The sequence below is a fragment of the Chenggangzhangella methanolivorans genome, assembly GCF_019797865.1.
In the GTDB taxonomy this organism is placed as follows: Bacteria; Pseudomonadota; Alphaproteobacteria; order Rhizobiales; family Methylopilaceae; genus Methylopila; species Methylopila methanolivorans.
Window position 1 is genome coordinate 2423782 of the sequence record NZ_CP081869.1, and the last position, 17106, is coordinate 2440887.

The following is a 17106-nucleotide window of genomic DNA, read 5'->3' on the forward strand; positions in this document are numbered from 1 at the left end:
TATTTTAGTTGGTAGGAACGTCGTTCCACACCCGCATTTCGGGGGAGACCTTCGATGTCCGTCGCTCGCGCCGCGCTGGCAGTCAGCGTGCTCGCCGTCGCAACGGCCCTCGCCGGCTGCAACGCCGACCGCGAGACCAGCGTCGTCGCAAACGCGAAATCGGCCCAGCCGCTGAAGCCCGAGCTCGTCTCCCTGATGACCGAGAAGGGCATGAGCCCCTCGGATCCGATGCTCGTTCGCGTCTTCAAGGAAGAGGCCAAGGCCGAGGTCTGGAAGAAGCGCCGGACCGACGGCCGCTACGCGCTGCTCAAGACCTACGACATCTGCCGCTTCTCCGGAAAGCTCGGCCCGAAGATCAAGGAAGGCGACAAGCAGGCGCCCGAGGGGTTCTATCAGGTCAGCCCCGCGCAGATGAACCCGAAGTCGTCCTACTACCTGTCGTTCAACATCGGCTTCCCCAACGCCTATGACCGTTCGCTCGGCCGCACCGGCCAGCACGTCATGATGCATGGCGACTGTCTCTCGGCCGGCTGCTACGCCATGACCGACGACCAGATGGGCGAGATCTACGCCATGGCCCGCGAGAGCTTCCGCGGCGGCCAGCGCTCGTTCCAGTTCCAGGCGCTGCCGTTCCGCATGACGGCGCAGAACATGGCGCGCCGGCGCAACGACAAGAACATGGCGTTCTGGAAGAACCTCAAGCAGGGCTCCGACCATTTCGAGGTCACCAAGGCCGAGCCGAAGGTCGACGTCTGCGGCAAGAAGTACGTCTTCAACGCGACCGCCGGGCTTTCGAGCTTCGAGCCCACGGCCGGCTGCCCGAGCTATCAGGTCGAGCCCTCGGTCGCCCGCGCGGTGGCCGCCAAGGAGAAGACCGACAACATCCTGATCGCGCAGCTGTCCAAGAGCGAGCCGATCGCGGCCGAATACGTCGCGCAGAACGGCCGCATGCGCCGCACGCTCGACCAGCCGATCGTAATGGTGGCGGCGGTGGCCCCCGAAGCCGCCGGCGCGCCCGTCGCCGCGACGCCGGCCGCCGGCGGCGGCATGGCGCTCGCCTCCGTCGCGCCGGCCAAGCCCGGCCAGGCCCCGCAGGCCGCTCAGCAGGTCGCGCTCACGACGCCGGTCGCGACCGACGGCTCCGCGCCCGCCCCGCAGGCCCAGAAGGCCGAGGGCAGCCTGTTCGCCCGCATGTTCCGCTCCGAGGAGCCGGCGGCCGAGACCCCGATCCCGGCGTCGACGGCCTCCGTTCCGACGCAGGTCGCCTCAAACGGCGCCAAGGCCGCCCCGACCGGCGCCAAGGCCGCCCAGAACGGCGCGAAGGCCGCTCCGGTCCCGGCCCCGCGCGAGGTCACGCCGCAGCAGCCCGTGATGGCGACCGCGGCCTCCCCCGCCCCCGAGGGCGCGGGCGGCAAGATCATGAACTGGATGGGCGGCTTGTTCGGCCAGAAGCCGGCCGAGACCGCGGCGGAGTCCGCCGTCACGCCCGTGAGCGCGCCGGCCCCCGCGGCCGCGCCCGCCCGCAAGGACCGCTCCGCGAACCTGCCCGAGCAGTTCCGAACCAAGGCCTCGCCGAAGCCCGACCAGCGCGTGACCTCGTCCTTCGCGGCCTTCGAATGAGCGTCGCGGAAATCTGAACGGCGAAAGGCCCGGGCGGCGACGCTCCGGGCCTTTGTCTTTCGCGGCCTTTCCAGCGAGCCGCCCGAACCGCCGCCGTCATCCCGGCCGAAGGGCCGGGATCCAGAACCGATCCGGTTTCTCCAGACTCCCGCCGCGGCGTCGGCTCTGGATCCCGGGTCAAGCCCGGGATGACCGGCTGGGGTTCCCGGCGCTCTTTCACGAACTGTCGCTCACCCGATCCCGCTCGCGCCTTCGCCGCCGCCCCGTCCAGCGAGCCGCACGAACCTCCGCCCGTCATCCCGGCCGAAGAGCCGGGATCCAGAACCGAGGCGTTTCCCGCGAACTCCCGACGGGCGTCGGCTCTGGATCCCGGGACAAGCCCGGGATGACCGGCTGGGGTTCCCGGCGCTCTTTCACGGCCTGCCCGTCCCCCGATCCCGCTCGCGGCCTTCGCCGCCCCGTCCAGCAAGCCGCCCGAACCTCCGCCCGTCATCCCGGCCAAAGAGCCGGGATCCAGAACCGAAGCGCTTCCCGCGAACTCTCGACGGGCGTCGGCTCTGGATCCCGGGTCAAGCCCGGGATGACCGGCTGGAGTTTCCGCCGCTCTTTCACGAACTGTCCGTCAGCCAATCCCGCTCGCGCCTTTGCGCCGCCGCCCCGTCCAGCAAGCCGCCCGAACCTCCGCCCGTCATCCCGGCCGAAGAGCCGGGATCCAGAACCGAAGCGCTTCCCGCGAACTCTCGACGGGCGTCGGCTCAGGATCCCGGGACAAGCCCGGGATGACCGGCTGGAGTTTTCGTCGCTATTTCCCGAACCGTCCCTCACCCGATCCCGCTCGCGCCTTTGCGCCGCCGCCTCTTCCAGCGAGCCGCACGAACCTCCGCCCGTCATCCCGGCCAAAGAGCCGGGATCCAGAACCGAAGCGTTTCCCGCGAACTCTCGACGGGCGTCGGCTCTGGATCCCGGGACAAGCCCGGGATGACCGGCTGGAGTTTCCGTCGCTATTTCCCGAACCGTCCCTCACCCGATCCCGCTCGCGGCCTTGCACCGCCGCTCCATCCAGCGAGCCGTCCGAACCGCCGCCGTCATCCCGGCCGAAGAGCCGGGATCCAGAACCGAGACGCTTCGCGCGAACTCTCGACGGGCGTCGGTTCTGGATCCCGGGGCAAGCCCGGGATGACCGGCTGCGGTCGATACGCCTTCCGATGTCCGGCCTTACGCAGCGACCGGCCGTTCAGAACCGCGCCCGCACGAAGGCGCGGGCGTTCGCGCCCGGCGCCACGATCTCGTCCTTCTTGAAGGAGGCGGCGTTGCGGATGCGCTCGTCGAGCAGGTTCTGGCCGACGAGCCCGACCGTCACCGAGCTCAGCCGCGTCGCCGCGCGGTCGAACTCGCGCGTGTAGCTCACCTCCGCCCTCAGATCGTCATAGCCGGGCGTGCGCGTCTCGAGCGCGCCGGTCTTGTCCTGCGCGAAGGCGTGCAGCAGCCCGACGCGCGCGAAGAAGCCGTGCTGGCTGCGCCAGAACACGCCGCCGCCGAGCCGATGCGGCGGAATGCGCGGCGCGTTCTCGCCACTCGTGAACTTCGCCCGCACGAAGTCGTACTGGCCCTCGACGCCGAAGACGTTCGGCCCGGCCTCGATCGCGTCGAACTGCGCCGCGAATTCGGCGCCGTAGAAGCGCGCTTTCCGCTGCGAATAGACGCTCTGGTCGAACTCGTCCTCCTCGCCGCAGCTTTCGAACTCGTGGCCGCAGCCGATCCCGGTGAGGCGCCGGTAGATGAAGCCGTCGAAGCGGGTGGCGTAGGCGCTGGCGTCGAGCCGGAGCGGCCCCCGGCGCGCCGCAGGCCGAACTCGATCGACTTCGCGGCCTCGATCTTGAGGTTCGGGTCGCCGATCTCGAACAGCCCCTGGGCGTGGTGGGGGCCGCGCGAGAACAGCTCGAGGCCGCTTGGCGCGCGCTCGACATATTGCGCTGTGAGGCTCGCGACGAAGCCGTGCGGCAGGTCCTTCAGCACGCCGAGGCTGCTCACGGGCGTGAAGTCGCGGACCCGGCCGCGGCTCACCGGATCTCCGCCGCCAGGGACGAGGCCCGGGAAGATGGTCTCGGTCCCGTCGACGCGCGCGCGCTCGATGCGGCCCGCGCCCTGGACGCGCCAGCCGGCGCCGAAGTCGACCTCCTCGAACACATAGGCCGCGAGGGTTCGGCTGTCGGTCGGGGCGATGAGGGTCTCGGCCTCGCCCGTCGTCCGCAGCCTGCCCTGCCCGGCCTGGATACCGAACGCGCCCTTCAGCGCGCCGAACGACAGCGCGACCGGCCGATGCTGGAGCTCGACCCGCGCCTCCGCCTCCCGGTTGCGGAACACGCCGTGGACGACGTCCTCGCCCGCATGGTCATGATCGTCGTGATGGTCGTGGTCGCCGTGGTCGTGCTCCTCGTGCTCGAGGCCCATCTCGCGATGGCGATAGCTCGAGGCGTTGGCCCAGAAGCGCACGGCCTCGAAAGGCCCGCCGTCGAAGCGCCGCTCGCCCTCGAGCTGGACCTTGTCCTGGCGCGGATCGAGCCTCGTATCGAGCTCCGCCGCCTCCCCGCCCGGCACGTGGTAGAAGGCGTCGTAGTGGCTGTAGGAGACGCCGAGAAAGCCCTCGTCGGTCACCGCCGACATGCCGACCGAGGCCCCGGTGGAGCGGGCGGCGGAGTTTGGCCTGCTGTCCGTCGGGCGTGTCGTAGTTTCCGTTCTTCGTGGCGAAGCCGTCGGCGTGGAACAGGATGTCGCCGTGGCCGGCCTTGACCGCCGCCGCGATCGAGCGCCCGCGGTCGACCGAGGACAGCCCGGCGAGCGCCTCCGCCGAAAAGCCGCCGGGCGGCGCGAAGCGCGGGATGCGGTCGTTTTCCGCGTTCACCACTCCGCCGATGGCGGACGAACCATAGCGCAGCGTCGCGGGGCCGCGGATCACCTCGATGCGGTCGGCCGACAGCGGATTGAACGGCACGCCGTGGTCCTCGCCGAGCGCCGAAACGTCGTGCACGCCGAGGCCGTTCTCCAGGATGCGGACGCGCTGCCCCTCGAGCCCGCGGATGATCGGCCGGTCGGCCGCGCCCGGCGCGAAGCCCGTGCTCGCGACGCCCGGCTTGTCGGCGAGCGCGCCGCCGAGCGTCGTCGGGCCGCGGCGGGCGATCTCGTCGCGCGGCAGGATCGTGACGGGCGCGAACACATGCGGCGCGACGGGCAGGACGCCCTGCCGGTCGCGCTGGGGATCGGGCCCCTGGGCCTCGCCGACGATGGGGCTCGCGGTCTCGACCACGATCTCGTCGAGGTCGGTGGCGGACTGCGCCCGGGCCCCCTCGCCGCCCATCAGCGCGAGCGCCGCCGTCGCGAGAAGCCGGAGCCTCACGCCTGTGCCGTTCTGGATTGTCATGACGTCCGAAGAACCCCGCTGTCGCGGCCGTTCACGGCCGCACCCCGATGGGCGGACAATAGGTAATGTTATAAAGTTACGTCAACTGCTCGAGCGGCGGCGGCGGATCGCGTGCGCGTGAACGCACCGCGCCGCCGAGCGCCGAGACGTCAGGGGTTCAGCCGCAGCGGGTCGAGACGACCACGACCTTGTCGATCTCGATCGTCAGGCGGTCGGGACGGAAATCGAGCGTCGCCGCGTCGCCCGGCGCGACCCGGCGGATCATGCGGGCGCCGGTGAGGCTCCGGGCGTCCGCGTCGGAGGGCGCGTCCTTCCCGATCAGAGTGAGCGCCTTGGCGTCCTCGCAGCCGCCGGCCTTCGGCGCGGCCTGCGCGAGCGCGGCGGCGAACAGGCAGCCGGCGAGAAGACTCGTGGCGGCCAGACCTGAACGGATAGCGATGGCGAAGACGGACATTGCGGCCTCATCGGTCGGCCCCGATCGATCGTCCGCATATATTGCGCGAAGCGGCCGTCGATAAGGCTCAGACCGAGCGCGTCAGTCCGCCGTCGACCCGCAGGTTCTGGCCGGTGACGTAGCCCGCGCCCTCGGAGACGAGGAACGCGATCGTCGCCGCGATCTCCTCGGCGCGGCCGTAGCGACCCATCGGCACGCCGCCGCGGCGCTCCTCGGTCGCCGGCAGGCTGTCGATCCAGCCCGGCAGCACGTTGTTCATGCGCACGTTGTCGGGCGCGAAGGCGTCGGCGAACAGCTTCGCATAGGCGGCGAGGCCCGCCCGGAACACGGCCGAGGTCGGGAACATGGCGCTCGGCTCGAACGCCCATGCGGTCGAGATGTTGACGATCGCGCCGCCGCCTGCGCCTTCATGATCGGCGCGACCAGCCGCACGGGCCGGATCACGTTCATGAGGTAGGTGTCCATCCCCGCATGCCATTGCTCGTCCGTGATTTCGAGCAGCGGCGCGCGAGGCCCATGGCCGGCGCTGTTGACGAGCGCGTCGATCCGGCCCCAGCGCTCCATGGTCCCGTCGACGAGGCGCGCGAGGTCGTCGGGTGACTGGTTGGAGCCGGTGACCCCGAAGCCCCCGAGCTCGGCCGCCAGCGCCTCGCCCTTGCCGGACGACGACAGCACCGCGACGGAAAACCCGTCGGCGGCGAGCCGGCGGGCGGCCGCGCCCCCATGCCGCTGCCGCCCGCCGTGACGATGGCGACCTTTCGGGACATCGCTTGCCTCAGGCTGTAGTTTCCCGAAATTGGCGAGTCGGCACCAGCATCTAACCCTTTGAAATTTCGAGGGCTCACTTTTCAAAATACCCGAGTCTAATTTCAGAAATCACGAGTCTAGATGGTCTGCCCCCTGAGAAGTGGTCCTCCCTGATGTATGGCTTTTGGCCATGTGGAGGACTGAACGATGCCGAGGAAGAGGCACGCACCTGAAGAGATCGTCGCGAAGCTGCGGCAGGTCGAGGTTCTGACCGCGCAAGGTCGGCCGGTCGCGGAAGCGATCCGGTCGATCGGGGTGACCGAAGTCACGTTCTATCGCTGGCGCACCGAGTATGGCGGGCTGAAGGGCGACCAGGTGAAGCGCCTGAAGGAGCTGGAGGCCGAGAACGCCCGGCTTCGTCGAGCGGTGTCGGACCTGACGCTGGACAAGATGATCCTGGCGGAGGCAGCTCGGGGAAACTGATCAGCCCCGCCCGTCGCCGCGACTGCGTCGATCGTGTGGTGAGCAAGCTCGGCGTGACGGAGCGCCGTGCTTGCCTTGTGCTCGGCCAGCACCGATCGACACAGCGGAAGGTCCCAACGCGGCCCGACGACGAGGCGGCGCTGACCGCCGACATCGTCGCGCTGGCTGTCCAGTATGGCCGTTACGGCTACAGGCGGATCGCGGCTCTGCTGCGCTCCGCCGGCTGGGTCGTGAACCTGAAGCGGGTCGAGCGGATCTGGCGACGTGAGGGGCTGAAGGTTCCGACGAAGCAACCCAAGCGCGGGCGGCTGTGGCTCAACGACGGCTCATGCGTGCGGCTGCGGCCGGAGCGGCCGAACCACTGGTCCTACGACTTCGTCGAGGATCGGACGCATGACGGCCGCAAGTTCAGGATGCTCAACGTGATCGACGAACCGAAGGTCGGCGCAGCCAGTTCACGCGCGAATGCCTGGCGATCCGGATCGGGCGGAGGCTCAGGTCGACCGACGTCATCGACGTCCTGTCAGACCTGTTCATTCTCCGCGGCGCGCCGGGCCACATCCGGTCGGACAACGGCCCGGAGTTCGCGGCCAAGGCCGTCCGCGAGTGGATCGTCGCCGTCGGCTCGAGGACTGCCTTCATCGAGCCCGGCAGCCCTTGGGAGAACGGCTACTGCGAGAGCTTCAACGCTCGGCTCCGCGACGAGCTTCTCAACGGCGAGATCTTCTCCTCACTCGCCGAGGCCAAGGCCGTGATCGAAACCTGGCGGCGGCACTACAACGCCATCCGCCCACACTCGGCGCTCGGCTACAGGCCGCCCGCGCCAGAGGTCGCGCTATGGCCGGCTGCGCAACCCCGACCAGCTCCGCCGGCCACACCAACCGTCGCGTCAGCGCCGCTCATGAACTAAACATTCCAACCGGACCACTCGATGGGGGCCGGCCAGCCGCTCATTCCGATCTTGCGATGGATGCGCCACACCGAAAGCTCGATACCCTCGGCGTCGAGCGCATCCTTCCAGGCGAGCACGTGCTGGTACACACTATCGACCAGCGTGCCGTCCAGATCGAACAGAAACGCCGAGGGTTTCGGCGTCACGTCGCGCATCGAAGTTTTGCCGGCCCGAAACCTTCAGTTTCGCTCATGCAAATACGAAGCCCCAAACGGCCCCCATTCCGATCAAAGCGGCGATAATGCTCACGATGAGGACCACCGGCATGTTTCTCGGCCGGTCGGTTCCGCCTTTGGCTTCGACTTCAGAGGTGACCTGCGTGGTCGCGCCGGCGGGAGGCGTATTGGTTTTCATGATCATTTGCTGTTCCTAATGTGGACCGTAGCGAGCAGGCGGCCAGTTGCTGTCGGCCGCCTCATGACCACGTCTCGGAGGGAAGCTTCGCTGCATGCCGAATACGTTTTCGGGCGCGAACTTGGTCGTGAACGCGGCGGAGGCGACGGAGTTCGTCAATTTGGAGCCATCTGAATCTCTGAGTTCCGCCGGCTTCGACAAAGTAACGGACCTTTGACGCGGATGTTCCAGGTTTATAAATTAAATATATGTCAGTGTCGTATTTCTGATCAGATCGACATCCAAATGAGATACGAAATGCGATCTGACCACAGATAATTAGGAGTATTTTTAGTTTCGCTATTATTGCCGTGACTTTGAATCTCGTGACTAAATACATCGTATTGATCGGGGCGCAACAGCAAGGCGCCGGAATAACGGACGCAAAGAATAAGCTCGGCTATGATGTAGCGACCCCGCTGCTTGCAGGTGGCCTAAATTTGATCGACCGATAGGCCGCGTGATTAGGTTCGAGCACGCCGGCTGGGGCAAAAGCTGGTCGCGCAGGCCGTGGCAGCGTCGCCCGCTGAGACTTGGCGCTCCGCGCCGAAGAAGGTGCGGAGGGTCCGCTTTGGCGTATGCCCCGAAAGACTTTTGTCTGGAGCGAAGGGCCTCCGCGCCTAAAGTAGACCCGATGCCGTCGTGCAGTTGCTAATGCGCTGCGGTTATGCCGAGAAAAAATCGCATCATCTCGGCCGAGGCGTCTGGGCCAGTTGGATCAACATAGGAGCCGCCAGAGCGACCTCCCGACCACGCGTGTCCGGCCCCGTCGATCAACCACTGTTCGACCACTGCGTTGCCGGCCGGATCGGCGATCACCGTTCGGGTGTATCCGCGGCGCCCTGCTTGCCCTGCGAAGAGTTCGGTCGTAATCGATGCCGCTTCAGGCGTCGCGTTGGCGACGATCCGCTCGGCGTTCGAACGATGGACGGTCTGGTCGGCCGTCCCTTGAAAGACTATCGTGCGCATGGCTGGACGTGAGCTTCTAGTCTTTTGCCCGGCGCCTCCGTCGCCCCTCATCGTGGCGAAGGCGGACGCCACGTCGGTGGCGGCACCGGTCGGAAGGCCGGAATGGACGCCGACCCCGGCGTAGAGTTCGGGATAGGTCTTTCCCATCACCGCCGCCATCGCGCCGCCGGCCGACAGACCGGCAAACGAAGACGTGAGCGGGATCGACTCCGAATTCGGCGACGACCGCGCGCGTCAGCCCCGCGATGATCGCCGGCTCTCCGGCGTCGCGACGCTGGTCCTTGGGGTCGAACCAGTTCCAGCAGCAGGACGCGTTGTAGGACCGGGTCTGGGCCGGGTAGGCGACCGCAAAACCATGCGCCTCGGCGATCGCGTTCATGCCAGTACCGAGCGCGAAGTCGTCCGGGTTCTGCGTGCAACCGTGCAGCATCACGATCAGTCCCCGAGGGCGCTCCCTGGCGGATGCCGGTACATAGACCTTGTAGGACCGAACACCCGCCGCGCAGGTAAAGCTTCGCGTCTCGAAACGAGCGCCTTCAGGCCGCGGAGGCGCCGCACTCGCTTGCAGTCCCGAGAAAGCCATTCCTGGGAGTCCGCCAAAGATTTCGGGGTTCAGACGGCCCTGCTTGAGGGTGCCGAGGGTCTCGCCGAGAGGCCGCCGCATCCGCGTGGGACGCACAGCGTCTCCGGGGGCATCCGCGACCTTGTCTTGCGATGTCGACGACAGCAGACCGACACGCAGCTCCGCCCCGTCGGTCTTGGCCTCGCCTGCCCACGGACGGCGGTTCAGGGCTTCCTGGATCAGCCTTGTGGCTTTGGAGAGATTTTGGGCGCGCATCTGCTGCGACGCCCGGCGCATGGCCGTGGCGAACTCGGTGTTCATGACATGGTCCTTATGGCGGGCGCCTCGCCCTAGTGGATGCGTTTGGCCAACGCGGCTTTGATCTCGGCGCTGGCCTGGAGCGCGCCGAGGACGGTGATCGAGCCGATCGTCGCGAGCGCGAGCTCCGGCGTCACGTCGGATGCGATCCTTGCGAGCCCAACGACCTTGATGTGAAGCGTTTCGCCGGCCGAACGGACGGCCTCGAGATCCGTCCTGTCGTAATCGCGCAAGCCGAGCTCGAGCGTGTGCCGCGCGATCGATTGCGAGACGGCGTCGCTATGCGCGCCGAGCTGGTTACGGATGGCGGTACGGATGAAATCAGTGCGGTTAGAATAAAAGCCCTCTTGCACGAGCAGATCCACCCGACCGAGATCGACATAGCCGAGATTGACGGTGATCTTTTCTGTCTCGCCGCCCTTGTCGCGAACTGGCTGAACTGCGCGCATCACGTTTCTCCATCCGCATGGATGTCAGATGGATGTCTTATGGATGTCCTGCAAGCCCTCACCAACATGAATGTCCGGTTCGATGGTCGCGGACTTCGAGCGTCGGAGCCGCTTGAAGGCAACTTTCTGCGATTAAGCATCGAGCGGTGGAGCGCGGCCACGCTAGCTTTAAGCAACGCGGAGGGACTCTGAACGACCCGCAGGCATGCGGCTTTTACCCTGAATCAGATCATCCGAGCATGCCCCGGCACCCCGCACACAGTCGTTTAAATTTTTGACTAGTTAGATTTCGGACCACAAGTACGCGCAGGGTTGCGCCACTTGACACTGGCATCTCACCTTTCGGCTGAGGCCGCTAAGCCATGCAGCCTCGATGCGACCGGGGCGCTAGACAGTGACCTTCTCATTCTCACTGCCGTCCCAGTATTCCACCTCGTTCGCGTGGACTTTGATCAGGACGATACCGGGCGTGTCGATCCCTTCCGAAAACCAAATCTCCAGATCCTTCGTCCAGTGTGCTTCGAACTCTGACTTATCTCGCAACAGGGTAGCTTCGCCCTCGACAGCGATGAATACGCCGGGCTTGCCGAGCAGACCTTTGCCGGCGGCGAAAGTCAGTGAGACGCGTGGTCAGCTTCAAGCTCGCGAATTTTGGCTGAGTTTTCGTAGGCGAAAGAACCAGGAGTCCCCGTCGTATGCGACGTCGCCGTTATTGCTCATCGGCCGGCTTGCGATCTGACCCACCGATCCCTTGGTGGACAGCATGCAGAAGTCGATGTCGGCCATCTTCGAAGAGATGTCCTTCAGCGTTAACTTACTCATGGGCGCTTCCTCCAGCCTGTGTCAGGTAGAAGTCCACACCGCTTCAGACCGTTCCCGTACGCTCTGAAACAGGCTCCGGTTTTCATCGCGAGACGCCCGGGACAGCCGACGCTATAGGGCGGGTTTGCGAGCTTGAGCCGCCACTCTGCGATGCTTTCGTCAGTCGTCGTCGCCAAGCTGCGCTTCGAATTCCAGCGTCTAAGCGCTATCTGGCCCTACCGTCAGAGCCGCCACGCTCGACGCGAGCTCAGCGCTCCGGAACGGTTTGGTCAGCCGCGGCAGATCGAGCGCGATCCCTTCGACTTCCGCGTAACCGGAGACGATTAGCACCGGCAGGTCGGGCAGTCGCTCGCGCAGAGCGCGCGCCAGTTTCAACGCCGCTCATTCCTGGCATGAGGTGGTCGGTAACGAGCAGGTCCGGTCGCGCGCCCTCCGCAACAAGCGAGAGCGCGGCTTCCGCCGAAGACGCCTCCTGCACCCGGAAACCGATCTCTTCGAGCATGTCTGCGGTGCTTGCCCGGACAATCTCTTCGTCGTCGACCAGCAACGCCAAGCCACGGCGGCTGGCCGGGGCGGCCGGCGGAGCCGAAACCTCCGCGAGGCTCGCCACCGCAGAGCTGATGGGCAACCACAGCTCCACATTCGTGCCGAGGCCGGACTGGCTCTGGATCGTTAGCGCCCCGCCGAGCTGGGCCACGAGACCGTGCGCCATCGACAGTCCCAGACCCGTGCCTTTGCCGATGCCCTTGGTTGAAAAAAACGGCTCGACGCGGCGGCGTCGCGGCGTCCATCCCGACGCCCGTCGGCGACCGACAAGCGCACGTAGTGACCGCGCCTGAGGTCGCCCCGAGGAGTCCGGACGCTCTCTTGCCTCGCCGTAATCCGCAGCGTCCCACCATCGGGCATGGCGTCCCGCGCGTTCACGCCAAGGTTCAGCAACGCCATCTCGAGCTGGTTGGGATCGGCCTTCGCCGGCGGCAGATCGTCGGCGACCTCGACGACGACCCGGACCTGCGGCCCCATGCCGCCAACAAGGCCGCCGACGTCGACCGGACCGGCTGCAGCGGCTGGCGGCGCGCGAAAGCGAGAAGTCAGCGTCTTGGCGCGTTCGGCGACGAATTGCGCCACCGATCAGCCTCTGTTCGCGCTCTCCGCCGACGCCCCTACGTTGAAGCAGGTCGAGGGACCCGACGATCGGAGTGAGCAGATTGTTGAAGTCGTGGGCGACGCCGCCGGTCAACTGGCCCATCGCCTCCATCTTCTGGCTCTGGCGAAGCGCTTCCTGAGCGCTCTCAAGCTCGGCCTCGGCGCGAAGGCGAGCCGAGATATCGAGCGCGAGATGGAAAGCGCCGATGATACGACCCTCTTCGTCCAGCAGCGGCGTGTAGGTGATTTCCAGAATGGCTTGCCGAACTCGGGTCGCCCGAACTCCTCGACGACGGTGAAGCTTTCGCCGCTCAGCGCGCGGGCCATCAGCGCGCGCATGACCCGCTGCTGCTCGGGAATGAAGAGATCGGGGAACACGTCGCCGAGCTTCGTGTCGAAACCGTTGACGCGTCGAAACTCGTCGTTGTGCGCCTTGTTGAAGGCGATGAGCCTGTACTCGGAATCGAAGGCGCAGATCGGCGAGCGGGTCGCATCGACGATGTCGCGGAACCTCCGCAGCTCGAGCGTGCGCTCGGCCACGCGCTGCTCAAGCAGCGTGTTCAGAGCGCGCAGCTCTTCCTCCGCTTGTTTGCGCGCGGATATGTCGACGGCCGTCCCGGCGACGCGGATACAGCGCACGTCATTTTTCGTATCGTCGAAGACGCCGCGGCCCTTCGCGGCGACCCAGCGGACGACGCCATCCTCTTTGCCGATCGTGCGGTATTCGACGTCATAGGTCGCCCGCCGCCTTGGGTCGGCGGCGGCCGCGAAGGCCTCGCTGGTCCTGTCGCGATCCTCCGGGTGCAGCCCGCCGTAGAAGTCCGCCATCGTCACCGGCACGTCAGGGCTTATTCCGAACAGCGCCTTGGTTCTCGGCGGCCAGATCAGCTCGTCGCGCACAAGGTCGACATCCCAGAAGCCGATTTCCGCGCGTGCTCGACCGAAAGGCGCAGCCTCTCCTCGCTGTCCCGCAGCCGCGCTTCCGCGCCGACGCGCTCGACATGCGCCCAGCACCTCTCCACCACGGCTTCCACGATGGCGACGTCTTCGTCACGCCAATCGCGTGGCCGGTCCTGGTGGACGGCCATCATGGCCGCGAGGCGCCATCCTTGATCAACGGACAGCAGATGATGGCGTTGATCCCGATCGACTGGAACATCTCCCGACCGTCCTCTGGGGCGAGTTCCCACGCGACATCGCCGACCACCAACGTTCGACCCAGACGGATGTCGCCCGCGGCGCGGGAACCGAAGAGGTCCAGGCTGTAGGTGCCAGTCGAACTCGCAATGCCGGGGGCGGAAGTCGTTGCGTATGACGAAGCGGTCGTTGTCGACGTCCACGTCAGCATAGGCGCAGCGAGAGGCGTCGAGCCGCCGCGCAAGCAACGCTGCGGCTGAAAGCATGGCGGCCGGCGCGTCCCGGGAGGAGCGCAGCGCTTCATCGAGCTCACTTAGGAAGCGCAGACGCGCCTCGCTGGCGCGCAAGGCTGCTTCGACCTTGACCTTGGCTGTCGTCTCCGTGGTGACGTTCAACATCCCGACGATGCTGCCGCTGTCGTCTCGTGCGGGGCTGTAGGAGAACTGCCACCAAGTGTCCTCGCGGTAGCCTTGCGCTGCATCACGAGATGCAGGTCCTCGAACCAAGGCCTCGCCGGCGAGCGCCCTCTGAATGAGCGGTTCGATGTCCGCCCAGACTTCCGACCAGACCTGCTGGATTGGCCGTCCGAGAGCCGCGGATGCTTGAAGCCGAGGATCGGCGCGTAGGCGTCGTTATAAAGCAGCGTCAGCTCTGGCCCCCAGATGAGGCACATGGCCTGTCTGGAGGCGAGCATCAGTTCGACGGTGTGGTGCGGAGCGCCTGCGGCCAGCCATCGACTGGACCAAGCGGCGTCTTGCTCCAATCATGAGCGAGAACGAGACGCCGGCTCCGATCAGACGCGGACCGGTTTCCGCATCTCTATCTGCAATCTGCACCCAATTGCCCTGTTCGAAGGCCTCCGGATCGTAGGAGGCGCCCTCCATCAAAATAGCTGGACAGGCGCTACACGTCATCGACAAGCTGCATTCCGCAGACTTTCGAAGGTTGCATCCCGAGCAAGGCGTCGACGACCGCTCTTGGAGCTGAATGGCGCCTGGACCGTTTCATAATCGACCCAAAGCGCAACCCAGAAAGCCTCTGATCTCGAGTCGAACGCTAGCTCGGCGCCAAACATTCCGAGCTGGCGTAGCTCCCACGGCTCCTACGTCACCAAAACCGGCTGCCCGGCACGCCTTTGAATGGTCCGGCCTCGCGGGGGGTGATCCAGCCGCCATAGAAGCCACCGGGCTGTGGCGTCACCTGCTCGCCGTCGATCAGGCACTGGTCGAATGGCGCGGCATAGAAGGCAATGTGATCCCGCAGCAACGCGAAGGCCGGGGTCGGCTGCGCGTAGCTCCAGGCGACGTCGCGGAAAATTTCGCCCTGCAGGGTGACGTCGAAATAGTTTGCCGCTCCCTTCCATTCGCAGAACGACGATCCAGACGAGCGGGCGAGCGCCGTCTGGTCGATGTCATCGGGCGGAAAATAGTAGCTAGGCGGATGACTGGTCTCGAGCGTCCGCACCGCCCGTCTCGTGTCGGCGAGCGTGACGCCGCGATGCACGATGGTGATGCGGCGCTCGCAGGCCTTGGCGATGGCAGGGCGCGGATAGGACCACGCTTTCCTGGCCGGGCGTCGTCGGTCGGGCGTCGGCCTCACTTCGTCGACCGCCCGGGGACAGTGGTCGCGCCCAAGGCGCGCTGGAGCCTCGGCCGGACCTTCAGGAAACGTCCGTAGAGCTTTTCGAGCCCTGCGAGCACGAAGCGGTTGCGGGCGACCAGGCCCAAGGGCCTAGCATCGGGATCGCGCGCCACATCGCGGCGAACGCCGCTGCGCCGCTGAGGATTTGACCGTTCTCGCGCGCATGGAACCGCGAAAGCAGTGCGGCGCGATCAATCGGACAGGCCTCATCGGATCGGTCGACGACGGAATTCGATTGCGTCGCGGCGATCGAGCCGCCGCATGACCGCGATCTCGCGGCGGCAGAGCGGACACCCGTCGTCGTACCAGACCAGTACCTTCGCCATTCAACGCCTTTCCGAAGCTAAGGCGACCGGACGCCTTCTCTCTCGCCTACGTTTCATGGACCGCGTTCGGATCCACAACGGCAAGACCTGAAAGCCGCAGTAAGGTGGCGGACAAGGGGATCACAGGGCGGCCGCTGCAGCGGCTCGGCCCTTTCAGGAGCGTCATGAAGCCGGTTTGGATGATCGCCCTGGTCGTGCTGGGGGTCCTCGTCTCGTGTCTCATCGTCTGGCTGTGGACGCCTGACAAACCCCGCGCCGAACTCGATCGGAAATACCTTGCCGCGCCAAGCGATCTTCTGGACGTCGCGGGTCTTCGCCTTCATGTGCGCGACAGCGGCCCGAAGGACGCGCCCGCGCTCGTGCTGCTCCACGGCTTTGCTTCGAGCCTCCATACCTGGGAGCCCTGGGCCAGGATCCTGGAGGCCGACCATAGGGTCGTGCGGCTCGACCTGCCCGGTGCCGGACTGACGGGGCCGGATCCGAAAGGGGACTATTCGCAAAAGCGGATGGAGGCCGTTGTCCTTGCGCTCATGGATCGGCTGGGCCTTCAGCGCGCGACGCTCGTCGGTAACTCGATGGGAGGTCGGGTCGCGTGGGCGTTCGCCGCCGCTCATCCCAAGCGCGTCGACAAGCTCGTGTTGATCTCGCCGGACGGGTTCGCGAGCCCAGGCCGCGCCTACGGCCAGAGGTTCGAGGCGCCGGCGATGCTCAAGATCATGACCCGCGTGTTGCCGCGGCGTTCGTGCGCCCGCAGCTCGCCTCCGCGTACGGCGACCCGGAGCGCCTGACGGACGCAACGTTCGAGCGGTATTACGACCTGCTGCTCGCGCCCGGCGCCCGAGCGGCTATGATCGCGACGATGGAGCAGACGGTGATCTTCGATCCAGCTCCGGCCCTGGCGCGGATTAAAGCGCCGACGCTGCTGCTATGGGGCGAGCGGGACGCGCTGATCCCGTTCTCGAACGCCGCCGACTATCTCAAGGCGCTACCCGCCGCGCGCCTCGTCTCGTTTCCGACGCTCGGGCATGTACCGTTCGAAGAAGCGCCGCAGGATACGATCGGGGCGCTTCGCTCTTTCTTGGCGGAATAGGGGCTGGGCTTTGGGAGCTTCGTCGCCGACTGACGGCGCAGGTCGCGACAAGCAGGCCGACGTACTTTGGGCGCGCCAGGCGGGAGGGTCCGTCGAGGCGTGCTGAGGGTCGCCATGCCAGTCGTCGTCGCGCCCCTTTAAATTTGCCGGACACTTCCGGCATTGGTTTACACCTGCGGCCAAGCGCGTTGCCATCGCTGCTATAAACGATGCGAACGCCCGAGATATGGACAAAGCAGGAGCGGCTCGTGAAAGAGCGATTTGAACGGCATCGCCAGCCGTGGACTGGTGAGGAGCTCGCGAAACTAAAGCTACTGGCCGGGAAGGGCATGGCGCTGACGGCGATCTCAAAGGCGCTGATCCGCAGCGAGGAATCCATCAAGGACCGCGCAAAGCTCGACGGCATCGGGATCGCCAAGCTCCGTTAGCCGCGAGCGCATGGAGAAAACGACAGCACGACCCAACCCGGCCGCAGGTCGTTAGCCCGATCGCCACATGACATGACGCAACCGCGGTCGTCGCAGTCGAGGAGCTAGAGCCGGAGCCTCGCCCGGCCTTCTGGCCATTCCTTGCTGGAAG

At 66.4% G+C, this 17106-nt stretch carries 18 protein-coding genes and 8 pseudogenes; 6 read left to right on the top strand and 20 right to left on the bottom strand.

The features are described 5' to 3' along the window. Nucleotides 1-54: 54 nt before the first annotated feature. Nucleotides 55-1620 (top strand): hypothetical protein, encoded by a 1566-nt coding sequence (locus K6K41_RS12700; protein ID WP_261405332.1) that lies wholly within the window; start codon nucleotides 55-57, stop codon nucleotides 1618-1620. A gap of 1234 nt (nucleotides 1621-2854) precedes the next feature. Here K6K41_RS12700 and K6K41_RS12705 read toward each other — a convergent pair. From K6K41_RS12705 to K6K41_RS12725, 5 genes and pseudogenes are all read right to left on the bottom strand, one after another. After that, complete coding sequence (locus K6K41_RS12705) at nucleotides 2855-3589, bottom strand: TonB-dependent receptor (RefSeq protein WP_315855224.1); 735 nt, start codon at nucleotides 3587-3589, stop codon at nucleotides 2855-2857. Then, nucleotides 3520-4113, bottom strand: a pseudogene (locus K6K41_RS12710) (TonB-dependent receptor); the annotation flags it as partial. The pseudogene K6K41_RS12710 and the gene K6K41_RS12705, both read right to left, overlap by 70 nt. After that, nucleotides 4013-5014, bottom strand: coding sequence for a TonB-dependent receptor plug domain-containing protein (locus K6K41_RS12715; protein WP_261405333.1), 1002 nt, complete (start codon nucleotides 5012-5014; stop codon nucleotides 4013-4015). The gene K6K41_RS12715 and the pseudogene K6K41_RS12710, both read right to left, overlap by 101 nt. 181 nt (nucleotides 5015-5195) lie before the next feature. Continuing rightward, the gene (locus K6K41_RS12720; protein ID WP_261405334.1) at nucleotides 5196-5492 is read right to left on the bottom strand and encodes an I78 family peptidase inhibitor; all 297 of its coding nucleotides are present in this window, start codon (nucleotides 5490-5492) and stop codon (nucleotides 5196-5198) included. 67 nt (nucleotides 5493-5559) lie between these two features. After that, nucleotides 5560-6259, bottom strand: a pseudogene (locus K6K41_RS12725) (SDR family oxidoreductase). A 187-nt stretch (nucleotides 6260-6446) separates the two neighbouring features. Between K6K41_RS12725 and K6K41_RS12730 the strand changes: the two are divergent. Beyond that, nucleotides 6447-7632: pseudogene (locus K6K41_RS12730) on the top strand (IS3 family transposase). Here K6K41_RS12730 and K6K41_RS12735 read toward each other — a convergent pair. The 5 genes and pseudogenes from K6K41_RS12735 to K6K41_RS12750 all read right to left on the bottom strand — a co-directional run bounded on the left by K6K41_RS12735 (nucleotide 7629) and on the right by K6K41_RS12750 (nucleotide 10365). Further along, the gene (locus K6K41_RS12735; protein WP_261405920.1) at nucleotides 7629-7829 is read right to left on the bottom strand and encodes an HAD family hydrolase; all 201 of its coding nucleotides are present in this window, start codon (nucleotides 7827-7829) and stop codon (nucleotides 7629-7631) included. The pseudogene K6K41_RS12730 and the gene K6K41_RS12735 overlap by 4 nt on opposite strands. Before the next feature lie 34 nt (nucleotides 7830-7863). Then, nucleotides 7864-8034, bottom strand: a complete 171-nt coding sequence (locus K6K41_RS12740; protein WP_261405335.1) for a hypothetical protein — start codon at nucleotides 8032-8034, stop codon at nucleotides 7864-7866. Nucleotides 8035-8718: 684 nt separating this feature from the next. After that, nucleotides 8719-9183 (bottom strand): CE1 family esterase, encoded by a 465-nt coding sequence (locus K6K41_RS29480; protein ID WP_315855189.1) that lies wholly within the window; start codon nucleotides 9181-9183, stop codon nucleotides 8719-8721. 94 nt (nucleotides 9184-9277) lie between these two features. After that, nucleotides 9278-9919 (bottom strand): annotated as a pseudogene (locus K6K41_RS29485) (CE1 family esterase); the annotation flags it as partial. 29 nt (nucleotides 9920-9948) lie between these two features. Next, nucleotides 9949-10365: a CopG family transcriptional regulator gene (locus K6K41_RS12750; RefSeq protein WP_261405336.1), complete on the bottom strand. Its 417-nt coding sequence runs from the start codon at nucleotides 10363-10365 to the stop codon at nucleotides 9949-9951. Here K6K41_RS12750 and K6K41_RS12755 point away from each other — a divergent pair. Beyond that, entirely contained in the window at nucleotides 10264-10557 is a 294-nt protein-coding gene (locus K6K41_RS12755) for a hypothetical protein (protein ID WP_261405921.1), read from the top strand. The genes K6K41_RS12750 and K6K41_RS12755 overlap by 102 nt on opposite strands. 195 nt (nucleotides 10558-10752) lie before the next feature. Here the strand turns inward: K6K41_RS12755 and K6K41_RS12760 are convergent. The 10 genes and pseudogenes from K6K41_RS12760 to K6K41_RS30420 form a co-directional block, all read right to left on the bottom strand. After that, nucleotides 10753-11187 (bottom strand): annotated as a pseudogene (locus K6K41_RS12760) (pyridoxamine 5'-phosphate oxidase family protein). Between the two features lie 247 nt (nucleotides 11188-11434). After that, on the bottom strand, nucleotides 11435-11899 hold the full coding sequence (locus tag K6K41_RS30395) for a response regulator (protein ID WP_428978581.1): 465 nt from the start codon (nucleotides 11897-11899) through the stop codon (nucleotides 11435-11437). Continuing rightward, nucleotides 11860-12315 carry a hypothetical protein gene (locus K6K41_RS30400; protein ID WP_428978582.1) on the bottom strand — a complete coding sequence of 152 codons (456 nt, stop codon included), beginning with the start codon at nucleotides 12313-12315 and terminating at the stop codon, nucleotides 11860-11862. The genes K6K41_RS30395 and K6K41_RS30400 overlap by 40 nt, the downstream gene beginning before the upstream one ends. Before the next feature lie 39 nt (nucleotides 12316-12354). After that, a pseudogene (locus K6K41_RS30405) lies at nucleotides 12355-13263 on the bottom strand (PAS domain-containing protein); the annotation flags it as partial. After that, nucleotides 13218-13424 (bottom strand): hypothetical protein, encoded by a 207-nt coding sequence (locus K6K41_RS30410; RefSeq protein ID WP_261405922.1) that lies wholly within the window; start codon nucleotides 13422-13424, stop codon nucleotides 13218-13220. The gene K6K41_RS30410 and the pseudogene K6K41_RS30405, both read right to left, overlap by 46 nt. Beyond that, on the bottom strand, nucleotides 13421-13681 hold the full coding sequence (locus K6K41_RS12780; protein WP_261405337.1) for a hypothetical protein: 261 nt from the start codon (nucleotides 13679-13681) through the stop codon (nucleotides 13421-13423). Before K6K41_RS12780 ends, K6K41_RS30410 begins: the two co-directional genes overlap by 4 nt. Nucleotides 13682-13895: 214 nt before the next feature. After that, nucleotides 13896-14048, bottom strand: a pseudogene (locus K6K41_RS30415) (hypothetical protein); the annotation flags it as partial. Between the two features lie 529 nt (nucleotides 14049-14577). After that, nucleotides 14578-14973 carry a DUF427 domain-containing protein gene (locus tag K6K41_RS12785; protein WP_261405338.1) on the bottom strand — a complete coding sequence of 132 codons (396 nt, stop codon included), beginning with the start codon at nucleotides 14971-14973 and terminating at the stop codon, nucleotides 14578-14580. A gap of 92 nt (nucleotides 14974-15065) precedes the next feature. Continuing rightward, nucleotides 15066-15197 (bottom strand): hypothetical protein, encoded by a 132-nt coding sequence (locus K6K41_RS12790; protein ID WP_261405339.1) that lies wholly within the window; start codon nucleotides 15195-15197, stop codon nucleotides 15066-15068. Nucleotides 15198-15317: 120 nt separating this feature from the next. Further along, entirely contained in the window at nucleotides 15318-15437 is a 120-nt protein-coding gene (locus tag K6K41_RS30420; RefSeq protein WP_428978583.1) for a DCC1-like thiol-disulfide oxidoreductase family protein, read from the bottom strand. 179 nt (nucleotides 15438-15616) lie between these two features. Here K6K41_RS30420 and K6K41_RS12795 point away from each other — a divergent pair, with 179 nt between their 5' ends. From K6K41_RS12795 to K6K41_RS12805, 3 genes and pseudogenes are all read left to right on the top strand, one after another. Next, nucleotides 15617-16225 (top strand): alpha/beta fold hydrolase, encoded by a 609-nt coding sequence (locus K6K41_RS12795; protein ID WP_261405340.1) that lies wholly within the window; start codon nucleotides 15617-15619, stop codon nucleotides 16223-16225. Next, nucleotides 16174-16527: pseudogene (locus tag K6K41_RS12800) on the top strand (alpha/beta fold hydrolase); the annotation flags it as partial. The gene K6K41_RS12795 and the pseudogene K6K41_RS12800, both read left to right, overlap by 52 nt. 209 nt (nucleotides 16528-16736) lie before the next feature. After that, nucleotides 16737-16955: a hypothetical protein gene (locus tag K6K41_RS12805; protein WP_261405342.1), complete on the top strand. Its 219-nt coding sequence runs from the start codon at nucleotides 16737-16739 to the stop codon at nucleotides 16953-16955. Nucleotides 16956-17106 lie beyond the last annotated feature (151 nt).

Bases quoted from the DNA above. Each gene is read 5' to 3' on its own strand.
- K6K41_RS12720 (WP_261405334.1), bottom strand. From the start codon at position 5,492: ATGTCCGTCTTCGCCATCGCTATCCGTTCAGGTCTGGCCGCCACGAGT.
- K6K41_RS12735 (WP_261405920.1), bottom strand. From the start codon at position 7,829: ATGCGCGACGTGACGCCGAAACCCTCGGCGTTTCTGTTCGATCTGGAC.
- K6K41_RS12780 (WP_261405337.1), bottom strand. From the start codon at position 13,681: ATGCTGACGTGGACGTCGACAACGACCGCTTCGTCATACGCAACGACT.
- K6K41_RS12750 (WP_261405336.1), bottom strand. From the start codon at position 10,365: ATGCGCGCAGTTCAGCCAGTTCGCGACAAGGGCGGCGAGACAGAAAAG.
- K6K41_RS12740 (WP_261405335.1), bottom strand. From the start codon at position 8,034: ATGATCATGAAAACCAATACGCCTCCCGCCGGCGCGACCACGCAGGTC.
- K6K41_RS12805 (WP_261405342.1), top strand. From the start codon at position 16,737: ATGCGAACGCCCGAGATATGGACAAAGCAGGAGCGGCTCGTGAAAGAG.
- K6K41_RS30395 (WP_428978581.1), bottom strand. From the start codon at position 11,899: ATGGCGCACGGTCTCGTGGCCCAGCTCGGCGGGGCGCTAACGATCCAG.
- K6K41_RS12700 (WP_261405332.1), top strand. From the start codon at position 55: ATGTCCGTCGCTCGCGCCGCGCTGGCAGTCAGCGTGCTCGCCGTCGCA.
- K6K41_RS30420 (WP_428978583.1), bottom strand. From the start codon at position 15,437: ATGGCGAAGGTACTGGTCTGGTACGACGACGGGTGTCCGCTCTGCCGC.
- K6K41_RS12795 (WP_261405340.1), top strand. From the start codon at position 15,617: ATGATCGCCCTGGTCGTGCTGGGGGTCCTCGTCTCGTGTCTCATCGTC.
- K6K41_RS30410 (WP_261405922.1), bottom strand. From the start codon at position 13,424: ATGATGGCCGTCCACCAGGACCGGCCACGCGATTGGCGTGACGAAGAC.
- K6K41_RS29480 (WP_315855189.1), bottom strand. From the start codon at position 9,183: ATGGGAAAGACCTATCCCGAACTCTACGCCGGGGTCGGCGTCCATTCC.